We start from the raw sequence: 16,926 nt of genomic DNA on the forward strand, positions 1-16,926 counted from the left end.
TCAGCCGTCCCCTTCCTGGTCCGTCTGCGCGAGAAGGCCCCTCAGCAGTTGCTCGTCCCCCGGGGAGAGCGAGGTGACGAAGCTGGTGAGCACCGCCTCCCGGTCCGCCTCGCCGTCCAGGACCTTGCGCATGCGCAGGGCGGCGAGCCCTGCTTCGTCGGCCACCTGGACCCACTCGAACGAACGGCCGGCCCGTTCGCGGGCGACCGCGCCCTTGGCGTGCAAGCGGGTCAGGATCGTGATGACCGTGGTGTAGGCGAGAGCTCCCGGGAGACGGTCCTGTACCCACGCGGCGGTCACAGGTCCCGGGGCGGTGCCGAGTACGGCAAGGACCTGGGCCTCGAGCTCACCTTGACCTCGTCGCGGGGACAGTGCGTCCCCCGTGCTGTATCGGGCTGTCATGCTCAAGCCTCCCGTCCTGGATCGCGGTTTCCACGTGAAGTGCGGTTCATCGTACTGAGCCTCGGCAACGGCACACCTCCGCAGTGCAGGTCACCATGCGCCGTGGCGTGCGGCAGCGCAAGCCCGGCGGCTCTTCCACTGTGACCCCACTACCCAGAGTCTTCTACATCGTTGTAGATTCTTGACTCCTGCGTCATCGGTCGGCACGGGGCGTACGGCGATGACAGGCCCATGGGCCCGCGGATGGAAGGCGGCAGTCAGTGGGCGGGGATCCTTGCGCAACGCGCGTGCGTTATAAGCCAGTACCCGGCAGTCGACGGCATCAGAACGCTCGGCTCACCGGGCGCGGCCGGGCGGTCCTCTGGTTCGCGGGGATCCTGGCCGGCCTCATGCTGCTCGCGGGGGGTGCCGACAGCTGGCTCTATCAGAGGTTGGAGCGCAACATCAGCGCTTCCGACATCGACGACGTGCTCGGCGGTGGTCGCCCGGCCAGTCTGAGCCCGGGCGCCAAGAACATCCTCCTGGTGGGATCGGACAGCCGCGATGGGGCCAACGCCAAATATGGCAAGAACCTGGCCACCATGCAGTCGGACACGCTGACGGTGCTGCACATTGCCGCCGATCGGAAGTGGGGCGCCGTCGTCTCGCTCCCGCGCGATTCCTGGGTGGAGGTGCCGGCCTGCGACCGGGGCGACGGTACCCGGTCCGCCCCGCGTCACTTCAAAATCAACTCGGCGTTCGCCATCGGCGGCGCCAAGGGCGATGTCGGCGGAGCCGCCGCCTGCACCATCACGACCGTCGAGCACAACACCCGTCTGCGCATCGACCACTTCATCACGCTCGATTTCCAGGGCTTCAAGGGCACGGTCAACGCCCTCGGCGGCATCGAAGTCTGCCGGCGGCAGGCCATCCACGATGTCAAGGCTCGCCTCGACCTCGACTCGGGATGCCAGATCGTCAAGGACGAGAAGGCACTCGGATACGTCCGCACCCGCTACAGCGTCGGGGACGGCTCGGACATCGGACGCACCGGGCGCCAGCAGGAGTTCATGCAGGCCATGGCCGCCAAGGCGCAGGAGAAGCTGACCAGCCCTGGTGACGTGTACGGATTCCTCGACTCGGCGACCAAATCCGTCACCACCGACAACGCGCTTGCCGGGATTCGACCGCTGTACGGCCTGGCGTCCAAGCTCCGGGACATCCCGAAGGGCCGGCTCACCTTCGTCACCGTGCCGAACCATCCCCGGGGAGTGGACATCCCTACGGACCGGGCCAACATCTCCTGGCAGCACCCGCAGACTCACACTCTCTTCAGCGCCCTGGCCGAGGACGAAGAGATCACCAATACCCGACTCGCGGCCACCCCGTCCGTGGCCGCGGGCAGCGTGCAAGTCCCGGTACTCAACGGAACGGGGAAGCCGGGCGTGGCCGCGGCAGTCGCCGCCCAGTTGCGCTCGGCCGGTTACACCGTGACGGGTACCGGTAACGCGCCGGGGATCGCGGAGCACACCCGTGTGACCCATCCGCCGACCGGCCTTGAGGTGCAGGCCGAGGCCCGCGTGTCCCACCTCAAGACGGCCGTCAGTCCCGAGACGGACCCCAGCGCAGCGCCCCGAATGATCACGCTGACAGTCGGCAGCGACTACTCCGGGCTCTTCGGCTGACCCGGTGACCGTGCCACCCGCAACGCACGACATGGAACAACGCAGTTCCGACTTCGCAGAGCTGCGTCCGATCGACAGAGAGGGTGTCTGATGAGCAATGGGGCGGCCGAATCGGCCCGCAGCAACGGGTGCGGGGATCCGTCCGACGAGATGTTCACCCATGCCGCTGCGGCGTTCGCGCTGCTCGCTTCCTCCGCTCGGCTGCACATCATGTGGGCCCTGGCGGAAAAGGACAGCGACGTGTCGGACCTCGGCGCGCGCGTGGGACGGTCGCTGCCAACCGTCAGTCAGCACTTGGCCCAGCTCCGATCCGCCGGCCTCGTCCGGGCACGGCGGGAGGGGCGCCGACACGTCTACTCCGTGAGCGATCGCGAAGTGCTGGCCGTCGTGCAGCTCATGATCGAGCAGGTATCCAAGGAAGCGATACCGGGCTCAGCCCTTCCACAGGGCTGAGCCCACCAGCCACTCACCTGTCCGACCGGAGCACCCTCAGGGACTGGCCCCGTCGAAGCCGTACGTCAGCTCCCCCTCGTCGGCGGCCTGCCGCGCATCCCGGCGGTACACGTAGAGGGCTTTCACCTTCACGGCATCGGTGTCCGCCTCCAGTTCGCACGGGAAGGTCACCTGCAACACCGGCGGGCGGCCGACCACCCTGACACGCACCCCCTCGGCGGGTCCACCGATCAGCACCGCCGACTCCCAGCTCACCGAGTCCTCACCCAACATGAGCCCCCCAAGTCACAGTCACCCCGCCACATCGCCAACACCCATCCGTGTCAGCGCATTTCCCCGCACACTCTACTTCTACACTCATGTAGATTTCCGGACTGCACGACAAATACGCCTCGGCCATCCGCGCCGGGGGTCCGACACGCGGAAGGAACATCGACATGGGCGTGAGCCTCAGCAAGGGCGGCAACGTCTCTCTGAGCAAGGAGGCACCGGGTCTGACCGCCGTGCTGGTCGGGCTGGGCTGGGACGTCCGCACGACCACCGGCACGGACTACGACCTGGACGCGAGCGCTCTTCTAGTCGGCGACTCGGGCAAGGTCCCCTCCGACCAGCACTTCGTGTTCTACAACAACCTGAAGAGCCCGGACGGCTCGGTCGAGCACACCGGCGACAATCTGACCGGTGAGGGCGAGGGCGACGACGAAGCCATCAAGGTCAACCTCGCCGCGGTGCCCGCAGACATCACGAAGATCGTCTTCCCCGTCTCCATCCATGACGCCGAGAACCGCGGCCAGAGCTTCGGCCAGGTCCGCAACGCCTTCATCCGCGTGGTGAACCAGGCCGGCGGTGCCGAGCTCGCCCGCTACGACCTCTCGGAGGACGCCTCGACCGAGACCGCCATGGTCTTTGGGGAGCTCTACCGCAGCGGCGAGGAGTGGAAGTTCCGCGCCGTCGGCCAGGGTTACGCCTCGGGCTTGTCGGGCATCGCCGCCGACTACGGCGTCGGCGTCTGAGGCTCTCCGCCTTCGCCCCTCGGGCAGGCGGTCGCCGCGTGGCGACCGCCTGCCCGAGGCCTACACACCACCTCCACCTGTGAAACGGGAGGGATCATCCCCACACCTGGCAGTCCGGCCGCGGTACAAGGTAGGGAAGGTGTCGGCGCGTTCCACGGCCGCCCAGTCCCAGTCGAAGCCGGTCACTTCCAGCCCGAGCTTGGCGAGCTCTCGGGTCCACCGCCCGTTCCCCCACCCGATGTCCAAGGCCCGCATCTTCTCCTGGAGCGGCACCCGCTGACGGAACATGTCCAGCTCCGCAGGGCTGACGTCGCGTCCCGGCTGCGACAGGTTGAACCTCTGCCAGTCCTCGACGGTGTGCAATCGAACCCTCCGAGCCATCCTCGCCCGCGCCTGGCGGGCCGTCTTCCGCTGGACCATGTCACGCTCCCAGGAGGGGAGTTAATAGACCGGCGCCAGCGTTCGGGGCGGCGCCGTCCCCTGCGGTGGGAGCATGGGCCGGGACGTGCCCGGGCCGTCCGCGGCCAGCGGGTCCAGTTCGCACTCGCCCGGGCTCGCGAGCGCGTCGCATTGCGGCGGGCTCACCCGCGGCCCGTCGCAGCCACCACGGGCACCACGCCCGCCACCGCCCGGGCCCGTAACTTCACCTTCGCGCTTCCGGCCGGGCCAGCAGCACCAGCACGTAGCGCTCGCCCAGGTCGCGGATCTCCCGCTCGTACTCGTCCGGCTCGGCGCTGATGTCGCTCATCTTCCATCGGTGCCCTCTCCGTTCGGTCGGAGGCCGTATGGGGCCGGGCTGACGGCGGAGTCAAGGACTCACAACCTGACCCCACACCCAGGGGCTGCCGCGGAGCGGCCGACATTCTACGGTGCCCCGCATTCAAGTTGAATTTCAATCCGGATCCGCGAACGATTGCCACGCGAGACACCGTCTTAGTACTCCAGCAGGATTTTGATGTCTGACCTGCGGGTTTCGCTGGGCGGCTGGAGTGTAGCGGGCTGCGGTGTGGTCAGGGACGGTCTTCGTCGGACGGTCCATCGATCGTGCGACAGCGCCGCAAGTAGTGGCAGTGGCGGGCGACTGCTTGGCGCTGGCGGCGCCATTTCGACCAGCTCAGCGCGTGGTGTCGTCCTCGGTGGCCACGGAGGTGTGGGGGCCGGGGCCGACAAGCTGCCAGGAGTCGCCGAACCTCCGCCACTGTGAACTCGATTGCCCCTGCTGCCTCATCGGTGCCACCCCCTTTTCCCGGAGCTCGCGCGCCGTGGAGGCCAGGAAGGCGTGGGCGAGCATGGCGAGGGTGATGTGCCGGTACCAGCCGACGTAGCGACGGACTTCGTACTGGTCCAGGCCGCACTCGTTCTTCGCGGCCTGGAAGCACTCCTCGATCGCCCAGCGTGTCCCGGCGATCCGCACCAGCTCCTGAACAGTGGTCTCCAAGGGCGCGTAGGCGAGGTAGTAGGCGATCTCGTCGGGCTTGCGGATGCTGCGGCGGGCCAGTGCCCACCGCATCCGGTGGGGGGCCTCGCCCTGGTAGTCGAACTCCTCGACGGCCGGCAGCCGCACCGCCGCCCAGTGGTAGACGCGAGGACCTTTCGCGCCGTCACCGCACGAGATTTTCTCCCATGCCTCGGCCGGGGCCTGCGCGAACAGGCCGTCGATGCGGGGGCAGCCCACGGTGAACTGGGACTTGGGCACGGCCAGCACGTAGCCGACGCCGGACTGTTCCAGCAGTCGGCGAAAGCGGCTCTCCTGTCCATAGGCGGAGTCCGCGGTGACCCAGGAGATGGGCAGCGGCGAGGCGAGAGACCTCAGCACGATGCGGCGGGCCAGTTCACCCTTGGTGGCGAACTCCCGCTCGTCGGGAACGCGGGCCGCCCGGCAGCGTTCGCGGTCCTCGGTCCAGCTCTTGGGCAGGTAGAGCTCACGGTCGACCAGGGCCCGGCCCAAGGTGGTGGCGTAGGCGGCGAAGACGCCGATCTGGCAGTTCTCGGTGCGGCCGGCGGTTCCGGAGTATTGGCGCTGGACCCCGGCGGATGTGGTGCCCTTCTTGATGAACCCGGTGTCGTCGATGATGAGGACGCCATCGCTCTCGCCGAGCTTGTCAGCGACGTATTCCTGCAGGTCATCGCGGATGTCGTCGGGATTCCACTTCGCTCCGGCGAGTAGGTGCTGCAGACCGTCGGGGGTTGCGTGGCCTGCCTGCTCGGCCAGTTGCCAGCTGTTCTTCCGGGCCACCGGGGCGAGGAGGCCACGTACGTAGTCGCGCATGCGACGGCGTAGTTCCACCCGTCCGAACCGATGGCCAATGGTCACGAAGAGGTCGTCTAGGTCCAGGTTCCACTGCTCGCCAACACGCGCGCTGATCACCTTGGGAAGCTGCCCCGCCACTGCCACTACTTGCGGCGCTGTCGCACGATCGATGGACCGTCCGACGAAGACCGTCCCTGACCACACCGCAGCCCGCTACACTCCAGCCGCCCAGCGAAACCCGCAGGTCAGACATCAAAATCCTGCTGGAGTACTAGGCGCTGTTTCTTGGATCATGTTCGGAGCCAGATGATGAGGGCTGCGAGGGTGACGGTGCCGAGGTAGACGTAGGCGCGTTTCTCGTAACGGGTGGCGACGGCGCGGAAGCCCTTCAGCCGGTTGATGGCGCGTTCGACGGTGTTGCGCTTCTTGTATCGCTCAGCGTCGAAGCCGGCGGGTCGGCCGCCTCGGGAACCGCGGTTCTTGCGGTGTCTTTGCTGGTCAAGCCGTTCGGGGATGGTGTGCCGAATTCCGCGTCGCCGCAGGTAGCGGCGGTTCTCCCGGGACGTGTAGGCCTTGTCGGCCAGGACACGGTCGGGGCGGGTGCGGGGTCGGCCAATTCCGATACGGGGCACGGAGACCTGCTCCAGCACCTTCTCGAACTGGGGCCCGTCTCCGTAGTGGCCGGGCGTCAGGACGAGGGCGAGGGGCCGGCATCGCCCGTCAGCGGCGAGGTGGATTTTGGTGGTGAACCCGCCGCGGGAGCGTCCCAGACACTCGCCGATCTGACCACCTCCTCCAGACGGACGGCCAGTTTCCGCAACACCGGATCGACCTGATTCGTCCCCCGAACGTGCCCCCTTTGAGGACTTGAGGCCGCCGACTCCACCGCGCCGGCGGCGTGCTGGTGGGCTCGCACCACGGTCGAGTCCACCGACACGTCCCAGTCGATCTGGCCCGCCGCGTCCTCGGCGGCCTGGATCCGCGACAGCAGCATCGTCCACGTTCCATCCGCTGACCAGCGGCGATGCCGTTTATAGACGGTCTCCCACGGGCCGAACCGCTCCGGCAGATCCCTCCACTGCACGCCCGTCCGGACCCGGTAGAGCACCCCGTTGATCACCCGACGGTGATCACTCCACCGGCCCCCACGCGCACCACCACGAGGTAAGAACGACTCCAGCCGGTCCCACTCCGCGTTCGTCAGATCCCCACGGCCCATACGGACAGCCTGACCCCAACACCCCACTCACGTCAGGAGATCCGAGAAACATCGCCTAGACGATCTCGCCCGCGACGCCGCCGAGAAGGTCGTCCAGCTCGTGCCACATGCCCGAAGGCCCTTGGCAGCGGTGAAGGACGGGGAGTCGACAGCCTCGCCCCGCCGCCCCAGGATGACGACTCCGCGCAAGAACGATGAAGCCAAGGAAGAACGCTCCGCCTGATTCAGGCGAAAAGGAGCCCCGGTCAGCGGAAATCTGACGGGGGCTCCGCGTGTGATGAACGCCACCCACCAGCCGCGTGGTCGACTGCAAAGTGTGATCATCTCCGGGCGGAGCACACGTGCACTCCGGTCCTCCTCATGCGACCGCCGAGCCGGGGTTTTCTCGCTTGAGGCGAACGGGGCGCGGCTGAGCCCAGACCCTAGAAGCGGGCAATCCGGCTGTCGAGGCAGTCGGGGCACAAAGGGTTCGAGTCGTCATCGGGGGCGATGTCAAGCACTGCGCCGCAACCAGCTTCACAGCGGATCAGGTCCTTGAAGACGCTGCCGCACGAGAAGCAAAGGGGCGTTGCGTCGGGCTGGCCCGCTGCGGTCACCGCTTCGGTCACCAGTGCGTACGCCCCGCAGGCCGGACAGTCGACTACCGGGGGGTCTCCGCCGTCCTGGATGGCGGAGTGGTCGTCCAGCCCCAGGATGATCCACGCGTAGTTGGCGGCTGCCGACTCTGGGTCCTCCGGCCATACCCGGTGACAGAACAGGCAGGTCGGACCCTCGTCCCCGCCGTCGGCGATCATGGCCCACTGCTCGCAGTCGGGGCACTTCACCGTCACGTCGGCGGCCTCGGCCAGCTCGCTCTTGAGGTTATTCATGCGCTGCTTGACCAGCGTCTCAATGCCCTTGAGCTTCAACCGGAACGTGTCCATGTCCCGTTCGGCGCTCGTCGCTTCGGCGGGTTCAAGCCCCGGGATGAGGTGCTTGTGGATGAACGTGATCAGGAAGTCGAGCACCCTCGCCGCACGGGACTCGATGGCGTACGCGTTGTGCTTCAGCCCGTAGTGCTGAAGGGCATTGCGATGGTCGGAGAGTTCCACACCGGTGGAAGATCGAGAGATCGTTTTCCTGGCTCTTCGGATACCGCGGCCTGACCGTCCGCTATGAACGCAAGGGCGGTCACTCCCTCGCCATCCTCGGGCTCTCGCCGCAGCCATATCCCGCCACAAGAAGCTCACCAAGATCACCACGCGGTACACCGTCTTAGGCTGCCAGGCCGAGGTCAAGCAATTTTGCTGCCTGGCCCAGTGTCCCGGGCATTAGATGTCGATAGATCTTGAAGGTGACGTCGATGTTCTTGTGTCCCATCTACTCGGCGACATCTGTGATAGGGATTCCGTTGCTGAGACAGTTCGAGGCAAAGAAATGACGCAGACCATAGATGGCCAGGCCGGTTGAGACAGGTGACTCATGTTCCTTCCTGAGGCGTTGCCATTGATTTTGAAAGAGGTAGGGCTGGAAAGGGAGATCTGCGTCCTTGGGGTGTCGAAGCAGGTAGCCCTCCTTGGTTCCATTCTTTTCTACGTACCGCTCGATGGTGCTCCTGACGCGCAGGGGCAGCGGGACTTCGCGGTAATCCCCGGGCTTTCGATGTTTGAGTGGCCCGTACGTCTTGGTGGCCTGATTGACCTGCTCGGTGACTCGATACACATCATCCGCAACCAGGTTACGGATGTTGATTGCGGCGGCTTCGCCGTTACGTAGCCCGCATCCGCTCATCAAGTCGACCAACAGCTGGAAGGCTTCGTCACCGCTGGAGCGTAGCGTTGCTACCTGACTCGGGTCCGGTATGACACTGCGGCTCGGCGTGTACTGGGGAGGGTTGATCCCATGCAGAGGGTTATCATCGAAGATTCCCAGGCGGTGGGCATCAAGCAATATGGATGCGAGCTTGTCGAAGGCGTTGGATTGTGCCGCTACACCGACCCCAGCGGACTCCATGTCGCGAATGAAATTTTCGACGACCCTGCGGTCGAAGCTATTCATACGCCGACCACCCAGGGCCGGCAGCAGGTGATTGTTGAGCAAGGAATCGAGGTGCCTAACCGAGGATTCTGCTAGATGACGCTGCCCAGCTCGCCATTCTGCCGCATACTCGCAAAAACGCATCGGGCCGTACTTTTCTATTCGTTCAGCCTTCGCCTGGCTTTGCGGCTTCTTTCGCTTTGTGTCGTAGACTTCGGCGAGTCGGACGATGGCCTTCTCTTGCGTAGCGAATCCCGATTCCTGAACCTGGCGTCCAGATGCGTCACGAAAACGAATCCTGTAGTCATGCGGGCATTTAGACCACTTGGCCTGTGGGTGATCGCACGATTTGAAGAAGGTGCCCATACCGCGTACCAGCCTGCTCGTTGCCACCTTGAGAGTGATCCTCTGCTGTGAGTTCCGTGTCCATGGTGAGGTTACTTATGCCGCAGAGAGGATCTTCTGTTGGCCGATCCACACCTGCACCTCGGATACCTTGAATTGGATTTTCGCATTGCGCCCCGTTCCGAACTTGTAAGGCGTCAGCCCTGAACGTGCGGCCTCTCGATAGACCCACGGCAGCGACATGTTGAGATGCACTGCGAGCTCCTTCGCGGTCATGAACTGTGCAGGCATGCTGCTCCTTCCGTCGGCTAGGACGCCGTTGGATCCATAGTGCGAAGATTCCCCGGTTTGGCTGACCAGGGATCACGTGCTATGTAGCAGGAGCCATGCGGTGGGCGGGGCTCCCGTTCCGCACCTGGATTGCAAGGAAGAGGTTCGTAGCGGCGCCTTTCCGCTCATTCAGCCAGCCCGGCGTCGAGGAGTTTGACGGCTGTGCCGACCGATCCGGGCATGAGGTGGCGGTAGATCTTGAAGGTGACGTCGATGTTCTTGTGCCCCATCCATTCAGCTACGTCCGTTATGGGGATGTTGTGTGTGAGGCAGTTCGAAGCGAAGTAGTGACGGAGGCTGTAGATGACCATGCCTTGAGGCGTGTCGAGTTCGCCTCGTCTCCTCAGTCGCTGCCACTGGTTTTGGAAGAGGTAGGGCTGGAAGGGGAGACCGGAGTCCCTGGGGTGACGCAGCAGGTAGCCATCGGTGGCGCCATGCTTCTCGGCATACGATTCGATCGCGTTCTTTGTCCGCTGGGGAAGCGGGACGTCGCGGTACTCACCGATCTTGCGGTGCTTGAGGCGGTCGTACTGCTTGGTGACCTGGTTGACTTGCTCGGTGACGCGGTAGACGTCATCGGCCACGATGTTGTTGAGGTTGATGGCGGCGGCCTCGCCGTTGCGGAGGCCGCAGCCCGTCATCAGGTCCACCAGTAGGTGGAAGACGTCGTCTCCGGTGCGACGAAGGGCCCGGAGCTGCTGAGGCGAGGGAATGACGGCGCGCTTGGGGTCGTACTGGGGTGGACTGACACCCAGGAGGGGGCTGTCTTCGAAGATGCCCAAGCGGTGTGCGTCGAGGAGGATCGACTTCAGCTTGTCGTAGGCATTGGACTGCGTTGCCAGGCCGACGCCGTTGCTCTCCATGGTGCGAATGAAGCTGTCCACAACCTTGGGGTCGAATGTGCTCATCCGCCGGCTCCCGACAACGGGGTAGATGTGGTGCTGGAGGAGCGAGTCCAGGCTGACGACTGTCCCCGGACCGAGGTGACGCTGACCGGCCTTCCACTCGGTGGCGTACTCCTCGAAGCTCATGTGTCCGTACTTGGCGATCCGCTCGATCATCGCTTCGCTCGCCTGATTCGCGGGGGAGGAGGCCTTTCGCGCTTTGTAGACAGTGGTCAGTCGGTCGATGGCTTTGTCGGAGGTCTCGAAGCCCGACTCCTCGACCTGGCTTCCGGCAGGATCTCTGTAGCGGACCTTGTAGAAGTGCGGGCAGTTCGCCCATCGGGACATGGGGTGCTCGCAGTCCTTGAAGAAGGAACCCATCCCGCGGGCAAGTCTCTTGGTTGCCATGTGTGGCCTCCTCGGATGCTGATGCTGACGGTTTGCTGACCGTTGACGATCCGAAGGGCCTCTGAACTGCGGAAACGTTCCTGAGTATCGAGTTCGAGTTCAACCAGATCTACCGTCGGCTGGAGAGCTCGATGACGGAGGCCGCGCAGTTCACGACGCTGCTCCTGACCCCGGCGACGGTGCTCGACCCGCAGTCGCCGGAGCCGGCTCCGACCCGGGCCGCCGACGTGCGCTTCGAGAAGGTGACCTTCGCCCACGCGGGCTCGGGTCCGCTCTTCGAGGGGCTGGACCTGGACGTGCCCCATGGGGCGAAGATCGGGCTGGTGGGCCGGTCCGGCGGCGGCAAGACCACGCTCACCCGGCTGCTGCTGCGGATGACGGACATCGACGCGGGCCGGATCCTGATCGGGGGGCAGGACATCAGCCGGCTGCGCCAGCGCGATCTGCGCGGCCTGATGGCCTACGTACCGCAGGACCCGGCGATGTTCCACCGCACCCTGCGGGAGAACATCGCGTTCGCCCGGCCGGACGCGAGCGACGCCGAGGTCCGGCGGGCGGCCGAGGCGGCGCACGTCACGGAGTTCGCCGACGCGCTGCCGGACGGCCTCGACACCATGGTCGGCGAGCGCGGCGTCAAGCTGTCCGGCGGACAGCGCCAGCGGGTCGCGCTGGCCCGGGCGATCCTGCGCGACGCGCCGATCCTGCTGCTCGACGAGGCGACCAGCGCCCTGGACTCCGAGAGCGAGATCCTGGTCCAGGAGGCACTGTGGGGCCTCATGGAGGGGCGGACCGCCCTCGTGGTGGCGCACCGGCTGAGCACGGTGGCGCACATGGACCGCCTCGTGGTCATCGACCACGGCCGCATCGTGGAACAGGGCACGCACCAGGAACTGCTCGCCTGTGACGGCGCGTACGCGAAGCTGTGGCAGCACCAGTCGGGCGGGTTCTTCGACGACAGCGCCGCGCACTCCCCCGACCTGCGCTGACCGCGGGCCGATGCCCTTCCCGTGTCCGGCATTGGAGTGACGCACCGTATCCAGTGACCTTCCGTGACGTTGAACCGGCCGACGCACACCTTTCCTTCCGCGTCATCCAGAGATCCTTGGGAGTAGTCATGCGTATGCGCTCTGCCCTGACCGCCTCTGTCCTGGCCACCGGCATCCTCCTGGGCGGCGCCGGCGCCGCCCTGGCCGACGGGGTCGACGCCGAGTACTTCGCCGGTGGGCACAAGAACTTCTCGTCCTCCTGCTCGTCGGCCGCCGCCATTCCGGCGCTGTTCGGCCCCGTGTACACCTCGAACTGTTCGAGCGAGGGCGAGAAGGAGTGGGCCAAGTTCGCCCACCTCGGCGCCAGCTGACACACGGACGGCAGCGGCGCGGGGGCGGTCGGCGATCACGTCGGCCGCCCCCGCAGTGCGAGCGGCGTCGGTCCTTCGGCGCAGGCCGATGACAAAAGGCCCCGGCCTCCATGAGGAGGCCGGGGCCTTGTTCGAGCGCTGGGCAGGCCTTGCACCTGCATCCCCCCACGGGAAGTGGGGTGTCTTTCCTTGGACCACCAACGCCGGGCTTCAGGGCCGAGAACTTACGGCCGCGAGCTCAGGGATGACTATACCTCAGGGATCGGCTGGATCTCGCATTGCGACACCGGCCCGGCGCCTGGCGGGTGACACGGCCCGCGACGGCTGTGTCGGTCTCGGCCCCGGCCGTACGGCTCGGGCACGGTGGGGCGCATGAGCGAGAACGGCACTCCCCGGGCGAGCCGGCGCACCCTCCTGCTGGCCGCCGGGTCGGCCGGGATCGCCGCCCTGGCCTCGGCGTGTGCCCGCCACGGGGCGATCCGGGCGAGCGCGCCGAACCCCTCGGGCGGCCCCACCGCGCACTGCGTGCTCGCGACGGAGATGGGCGCCGGACCGTACTACTCCGGGCCCGGGCGGCTCCGGTCGGACATCACCGAGGGTCAGGCGGGCGTGCCCCTGCGGCTGGAACTGACGGTGGTGGGTGTGAAGGCCGGCTGCGCTCCGCTCGCCGGTGCCGCGGTCGACGTGTGGCAGGCGGACGCCCAGGGCGTGTACTCCAGCGGCCGGGCCACCCACCTGCGCGGCTCCCAGGTCACCGACGCGGCCGGCCGCTGCGTGATCCGGACCATCGTGCCCGGCTGGTACGCGGGCGTGGCGCCGCACATCCACTTCAAGGTGCGGCCGGACGCCCGCTCCGAGACCACCTCGGTGTTCTACCTGCCCGAGGAGATCCTGCGGCAGGTCTACGCACGCGATCCGTACTCCCGCCGCAAGGCCCCGAAGGACCCGAACGCCCGCGACGACCGCTACCGGGACACGGGCCCCGCGATGACGCTGGCGCTCGCCCCGGACGGAACCGGCTACCGCGCGGCGTACACGGTGGGCCTGGCCTGATCCGCAGGTGAGCCGGCGCGCCGGTCCCGGACTCGCGGCTCCGGACTCGCGGCTCCGGACCGGCGGTCAGACCTGGGCGGTGGGCCGGACGACGATCTCGTTGACGTCCACCTCGGCGGGCTGCTCGATCGCGAAGGCGATGGCCCGCGCGATCGCCTCGGGCGGGATCGCGAGCCGGTCCCGGGTCTGCGTGATCCTCGCCCGGATCTCCGCGTTGGAAGAGGCCTCGGCGAACTCGGTGTGGACCTGGCCGGGCGAGACGGTGGTCACCCGCAGGGAGTCGCCGGCTTCCTGGCGCAGCCCCTCGCAGATCGCGCGGACGGCGAACTTCGTACCGGCGTAGACCGCCATGGCCGGCACGACCCGGAAGGCCGCCGTGGAGGCGGTGGTGACGAAGTGGCCGGAGCCCTGCGCCCGGAAGACCGGCAGCGCGGCTCCGATCCCGTGCAGGACGCCCTTGATGTTGACGTCGACCATCTGGTCCCACTCGTCGACGCGCAGATCGTCGAGGGGGGAGATGGCCCCGGATCCGGCATTGCTCACCAGCACGTCGAGCCGGCCGAACCGCTCCCGGGCCAGTCCCACCAGGGCGTGCAGGTCCTCCCGCCGGGTCACGTCGGTGCGGATGTGGACGGCCTCGCCGCCCGCTTCCGTGATCCGGCGCACCAGGTCGGTGAGACGGTCGGACCGGCGTGCGCCCAGGACGAGGCGGGCGCCCCGCGCGGCCAGCAGCAGCGCGGTCGCCTCCCCGATTCCACTGCTGGCACCGGTGATGGCCACGACCTTGCCGTCGATTCCCGCGTTCATGTCTTCGCCTTCTCCTTCTCGTCGTCGGCGGCGGTGTTCCGCTCTGCTCACCAGCCGCACGAGCAGTCTGCATCCGTCTTAACCTGGTATCCAGAACGTGTTTATCCTGGAATTAGGGATGTCACCATGCCGAACCAGCCCGACCAGCGCGGTGAGCTGACCGCCTTCCTGCGCAGCCGCAGGGAGCGGCTCACCCCGGACGACGTCGGCCTGCCCCGGACCGGGCGCCGCAGGACCCCGGGGCTGCGGCGGGAGGAGCTCGCCCTGCTCGCCGGCATCAGCGCCACGTGGTACACGTACCTCGAACAGGGCCGGGACATCCGTGTCTCGGACCAGGTGCTCGACGCCCTCGCCCGGGTGCTGCGGCTCGACGGGCCGGAGCGCGAGCACCTGTTCCGGCTGGCCGGGCACGCGCCGGGCGAGAGCGCCGCGCGGCCGCGGCCGCTCGCCGCGGAGGTGGCGGCCGTCCCCCTGCTGCTCCAGCCGAACCCGGCGTACCTCATCAACGGCACGTACGACGTACTCAGCCACAACCGGGCGGCCGAGGAACTGTTCCCTCATCTCGCCGGGGCCGTGGACCGGCCGCCGAACTTCGCCCGCTGGGTCTTCCTCGAACCCGCCGCCCGGGAGGTGCTGATCGACTGGGAGCACGAAGCGCGCGGCCTCCTCGCCCGGCTGCGGACGCTGGCCGGCCGTCACCCCGGAGACGACCGTTACGAGGGGCTGGTCGAAGAACTGAAGGCGGGCAACCCGGAGGTGGGTGCCTGGTGGCCTCGGTACGACGTGCAGGCGCGGCAGGGGGGACGCAAGCGGCTGCGGGTTCCGGAGGGCGGGGTGGTCGATTTCGCGTACACGGCGTTCCACCTGGCCGAGGACCCGGAACTCACGCTGGTGATCTACTCGTTGCCGGTGACGACCGGCGTGTGACAAATGTAATGGCTCGTCAAGGTGCGTCTCCATCTCATGGTTGACGTCTGTTTCGTCCTGGCGGAGGAAGTGGCGCGGCGGAGCGGCGGGCGAGACTCAAGGTGTCCCAGATCGCCGGGCCCCACCGGGCCACCGACGAGGAGCCGCCGTGCGTCACACCCGTCCCGCCGACCGAACTTCCGACCGAACCTGCGACCGGGCCGCGAACCGGCCTCCGCGACGGCTGCGCCGCGCCGCCGCGGCGAGCGCCGTGGCCGTCGCCCTGCTGGCGGGCTTCGCTCCCGCCGCGAACGCCGCCGGTCAGGGCTCACCGCCCGCCGCGGCCCAGGCCGCCGGCCGCCGCCTCGACCGGGGCGAGCTGCGGGAGGGGCTGGCCGCGATCCACGAGGCGGGCATCCCCGGCGTCTACTCGGCGGTCCGCGACGGCCGGGAGCGCTTCGACGGCGCCTCGGGTCTCGCGGACATCACCACCGGGCGGCCCGTGCGCCCCGACCTCCAGCACCGGGTCGGCAGCGTCACCAAGACCTTCACCGCCGTCGCCGTGCTCCAGCAGTCCGCGAAGGGCCGGATCGACCTCGACCGGCCGGTCGGCGACTACGTGCCCGGGCTCCTGCCCGGTGACCGCGGCCGCGAGGTCACCGTCCGCATGCTCCTCAACCACACCAGCGGCATCAGCGACTACATCGCGGACGCCTTCCCCTCCCTCCTGAAGGGGACCACGGAGAGCCTGGACGAGCACCGGTTCCGCACGGTGAGGCCCGCCGAGCTGATCGGCTACGGCGTGGCCCGGCCCCAGTTGTTCGAGCCCGGCACCGGCTGGTCGTACTCCAACACCAATTACCTGCTGCTGGGCGAGGTGCTCCGCGAGGTGACCGGCCAGGACCCGGAGCGGCTCATCAGCCGGGACGTCATACAGCGGGCGGGCCTGCGCGGCACCTATTTCCCCGGTACCGAGGCGCGCATCCGCGGCGCCCACGCCCGGATGTACGAGAGCTTCTACGGGATCATCGACCCGCCGCGCGACTACAGCGAGTACAACATGACCTGGGCCGGTACCGCGGGCGCCCTCGTCTCCACCCCGCAGGACCTGAACACCTTCTACCGCGCGCTGCTGACCGGCGACCTGCTGCCGCGCCGCCAGCTGGACCAGATGCGCACCACCGTCGACGTCAAGGACGACAAGGGCACGGTGTACATGCGCTACGGGCTCGGCATCTACTCCATGGACACGCCGTGCGGGCCCGCCTGGGGCCATGACGGGGGTGTCTGGGGCGCCGGTACGTGGGCCATGTCCAGCCCGGACGGTTCCCGGCAGTTCGCCCTCGGCTACAACCTCATGAAGTACCAGCGCCTGAACGAGAGCGGCACCGAGTTCCTTCCCCACCCGGCCGATGCCGCCATCCTCGGCTACCGCGACCTCGCGCTGTGCGGCACCACCGCGCCGCGTCCGGCCGAGGGCGTCCTGCCGCAGGCCGTGCCGGCGCTTCCCGCACCGGTGGCGGCGCCGGTGCGCTGAGCCGTTCCGGTCACTCCGCGTGTGCGATGTGCGCTACAGGGCATCTCCTGTGGCGCACATTGCCGTGGTGGCAGAGCGTGCTCGCTCAACGGATCCTCAGATCCGGATAACGATCCCGTGATCACGCAAGGGCCTTTCGGCCTGATCACAGGCGAATGACGGATTTGCCGGTGATGTACACCACGGTTTTGTGCGGAATGCCGTGGTACATCTTCACGACCCATCCGGGGGGCCGGAACCCCGATCCGCGGCCGAGCACGGCGCGCGGATCGGCATGGAGC

Annotated in this window: 16 protein-coding genes and 2 pseudogenes; 8 read left to right on the top strand and 10 right to left on the bottom strand. The window is 67.6% G+C overall.

Features of this window, described 5'->3' with window-relative positions; genetic code table 11:
• Nucleotides 1–402, bottom strand: a complete 402-nt coding sequence (locus EES41_RS03240) for a BlaI/MecI/CopY family transcriptional regulator (RefSeq protein ID WP_123075483.1) — start codon at nt 400–402, stop codon at nt 1–3.
• A 389-nt stretch (nt 403–791) separates the two neighbouring features.
• Between EES41_RS03240 and EES41_RS03245 the strand changes: the two genes are divergently transcribed.
• A complete protein-coding gene (locus EES41_RS03245; RefSeq protein ID WP_123075485.1) occupies nt 792–2,066 on the top strand; it encodes an LCP family protein in 1,275 nt (424 codons plus the stop codon).
• Nucleotides 2,067–2,156: 90 nt separating this feature from the next.
• Entirely contained in the window at nt 2,157–2,519 is a 363-nt protein-coding gene (locus EES41_RS03250; protein ID WP_123075487.1) for a metalloregulator ArsR/SmtB family transcription factor, read from the top strand.
• A 36-nt stretch (nt 2,520–2,555) separates the two neighbouring features.
• Here the strand turns inward: EES41_RS03250 and EES41_RS03255 are convergent, their stop codons facing one another.
• A complete protein-coding gene (locus EES41_RS03255; protein WP_123075489.1) occupies nt 2,556–2,792 on the bottom strand; it encodes a hypothetical protein in 237 nt (78 codons plus the stop codon).
• Nucleotides 2,793–2,956: 164 nt separating this feature from the next.
• On the opposite strand from EES41_RS03255, the gene EES41_RS03260 reads away from it, so the two are divergent.
• Nucleotides 2,957–3,532 carry a TerD family protein gene (locus tag EES41_RS03260; protein WP_123075491.1) on the top strand — a complete coding sequence of 192 codons (576 nt, stop codon included), beginning with the start codon at nt 2,957–2,959 and terminating at the stop codon, nt 3,530–3,532.
• Between the two features lie 60 nt (nt 3,533–3,592).
• On the opposite strand, the gene EES41_RS03265 is transcribed toward EES41_RS03260, so the two are convergent.
• The 7 genes and pseudogenes from EES41_RS03265 to EES41_RS03305 form a co-directional block, all read right to left on the bottom strand.
• Entirely contained in the window at nt 3,593–3,952 is a 360-nt protein-coding gene (locus EES41_RS03265; RefSeq protein WP_123075493.1) for a bifunctional 2-polyprenyl-6-hydroxyphenol methylase/3-demethylubiquinol 3-O-methyltransferase UbiG, read from the bottom strand.
• 694 nt (nt 3,953–4,646) lie between these two features.
• Complete coding sequence (locus EES41_RS03270) at nt 4,647–5,867, bottom strand: IS701 family transposase (protein WP_123082218.1); 1,221 nt, start codon at nt 5,865–5,867, stop codon at nt 4,647–4,649.
• A 206-nt stretch (nt 5,868–6,073) separates the two neighbouring features.
• Nucleotides 6,074–7,002 (bottom strand): annotated as a pseudogene (locus EES41_RS03275) (IS5 family transposase).
• A gap of 422 nt (nt 7,003–7,424) precedes the next feature.
• A complete protein-coding gene (locus EES41_RS03285) occupies nt 7,425–8,093 on the bottom strand; it encodes a hypothetical protein (protein ID WP_254211294.1) in 669 nt (222 codons plus the stop codon).
• A gap of 268 nt (nt 8,094–8,361) precedes the next feature.
• Nucleotides 8,362–9,384 carry a site-specific integrase gene (locus EES41_RS03295; protein WP_254211295.1) on the bottom strand — a complete coding sequence of 341 codons (1,023 nt, stop codon included), beginning with the start codon at nt 9,382–9,384 and terminating at the stop codon, nt 8,362–8,364.
• Between the two features lie 75 nt (nt 9,385–9,459).
• A complete protein-coding gene (locus EES41_RS03300) occupies nt 9,460–9,654 on the bottom strand; it encodes a helix-turn-helix domain-containing protein (protein ID WP_123075495.1) in 195 nt (64 codons plus the stop codon).
• Between the two features lie 164 nt (nt 9,655–9,818).
• Entirely contained in the window at nt 9,819–10,985 is a 1,167-nt protein-coding gene (locus EES41_RS03305; protein ID WP_254211296.1) for a site-specific integrase, read from the bottom strand.
• A gap of 86 nt (nt 10,986–11,071) precedes the next feature.
• Between EES41_RS03305 and EES41_RS03310 the strand changes: the two are divergent.
• The 3 genes and pseudogenes from EES41_RS03310 to EES41_RS03320 form a co-directional block, all read left to right on the top strand.
• Nucleotides 11,072–11,971, top strand: a pseudogene (locus EES41_RS03310) (ABC transporter ATP-binding protein); the annotation flags it as partial.
• A 128-nt stretch (nt 11,972–12,099) separates the two neighbouring features.
• Complete coding sequence (locus tag EES41_RS03315) at nt 12,100–12,342, top strand: hypothetical protein (RefSeq protein ID WP_250568446.1); 243 nt, start codon at nt 12,100–12,102, stop codon at nt 12,340–12,342.
• A gap of 372 nt (nt 12,343–12,714) precedes the next feature.
• The gene (locus EES41_RS03320; RefSeq protein WP_254211297.1) at nt 12,715–13,395 is read left to right on the top strand and encodes an intradiol ring-cleavage dioxygenase; all 681 of its coding nucleotides are present in this window, start codon (nt 12,715–12,717) and stop codon (nt 13,393–13,395) included.
• A 66-nt stretch (nt 13,396–13,461) separates the two neighbouring features.
• Here the strand turns inward: EES41_RS03320 and EES41_RS03325 are convergent, their stop codons facing one another.
• Nucleotides 13,462–14,202 (bottom strand): SDR family oxidoreductase, encoded by a 741-nt coding sequence (locus EES41_RS03325; RefSeq protein WP_123075503.1) that lies wholly within the window; start codon nt 14,200–14,202, stop codon nt 13,462–13,464.
• A 126-nt stretch (nt 14,203–14,328) separates the two neighbouring features.
• Here EES41_RS03325 and EES41_RS03330 point away from each other — a divergent pair, with 126 nt between their 5' ends.
• Together EES41_RS03330 and EES41_RS03335 are read left to right on the top strand one after the other, a co-directional pair.
• The gene (locus EES41_RS03330; RefSeq protein WP_123075505.1) at nt 14,329–15,129 is read left to right on the top strand and encodes a helix-turn-helix transcriptional regulator; all 801 of its coding nucleotides are present in this window, start codon (nt 14,329–14,331) and stop codon (nt 15,127–15,129) included.
• A gap of 148 nt (nt 15,130–15,277) precedes the next feature.
• A complete protein-coding gene (locus EES41_RS03335; protein ID WP_367995762.1) occupies nt 15,278–16,645 on the top strand; it encodes a serine hydrolase domain-containing protein in 1,368 nt (455 codons plus the stop codon).
• Nucleotides 16,646–16,926 lie beyond the last annotated feature (281 nt).

It is taken from the genome of Streptomyces sp. ADI95-16 (genome assembly GCF_003721495.1).
Classification (GTDB): domain Bacteria; phylum Actinomycetota; class Actinomycetes; order Streptomycetales; family Streptomycetaceae; genus Streptomyces; species Streptomyces goshikiensis.

What these genes read in the sequence shown, in the direction of transcription:
- EES41_RS03305 (WP_254211296.1), bottom strand. Translation starts at nt 10,985, where the DNA reads ATGGCAACCAAGAGACTTGCCCGCGGGATGGGTTCCTTCTTCAAGGAC.
- EES41_RS03255 (WP_123075489.1), bottom strand. Translation starts at nt 2,792, where the DNA reads ATGTTGGGTGAGGACTCGGTGAGCTGGGAGTCGGCGGTGCTGATCGGT.
- EES41_RS03315 (WP_250568446.1), top strand. Translation starts at nt 12,100, where the DNA reads ATGCGTATGCGCTCTGCCCTGACCGCCTCTGTCCTGGCCACCGGCATC.
- EES41_RS03260 (WP_123075491.1), top strand. Translation starts at nt 2,957, where the DNA reads ATGGGCGTGAGCCTCAGCAAGGGCGGCAACGTCTCTCTGAGCAAGGAG.
- EES41_RS03295 (WP_254211295.1), bottom strand. Translation starts at nt 9,384, where the DNA reads ATGGGCACCTTCTTCAAATCGTGCGATCACCCACAGGCCAAGTGGTCT.
- EES41_RS03265 (WP_123075493.1), bottom strand. Translation starts at nt 3,952, where the DNA reads ATGGTCCAGCGGAAGACGGCCCGCCAGGCGCGGGCGAGGATGGCTCGG.
- EES41_RS03300 (WP_123075495.1), bottom strand. Translation starts at nt 9,654, where the DNA reads ATGCCTGCACAGTTCATGACCGCGAAGGAGCTCGCAGTGCATCTCAAC.
- EES41_RS03245 (WP_123075485.1), top strand. Translation starts at nt 792, where the DNA reads ATGCTGCTCGCGGGGGGTGCCGACAGCTGGCTCTATCAGAGGTTGGAG.
- EES41_RS03325 (WP_123075503.1), bottom strand. Translation starts at nt 14,202, where the DNA reads ATGAACGCGGGAATCGACGGCAAGGTCGTGGCCATCACCGGTGCCAGC.
- EES41_RS03320 (WP_254211297.1), top strand. Translation starts at nt 12,715, where the DNA reads ATGAGCGAGAACGGCACTCCCCGGGCGAGCCGGCGCACCCTCCTGCTG.
- EES41_RS03250 (WP_123075487.1), top strand. Translation starts at nt 2,157, where the DNA reads ATGAGCAATGGGGCGGCCGAATCGGCCCGCAGCAACGGGTGCGGGGAT.
- EES41_RS03330 (WP_123075505.1), top strand. Translation starts at nt 14,329, where the DNA reads ATGCCGAACCAGCCCGACCAGCGCGGTGAGCTGACCGCCTTCCTGCGC.
- EES41_RS03240 (WP_123075483.1), bottom strand. Translation starts at nt 402, where the DNA reads ATGACAGCCCGATACAGCACGGGGGACGCACTGTCCCCGCGACGAGGT.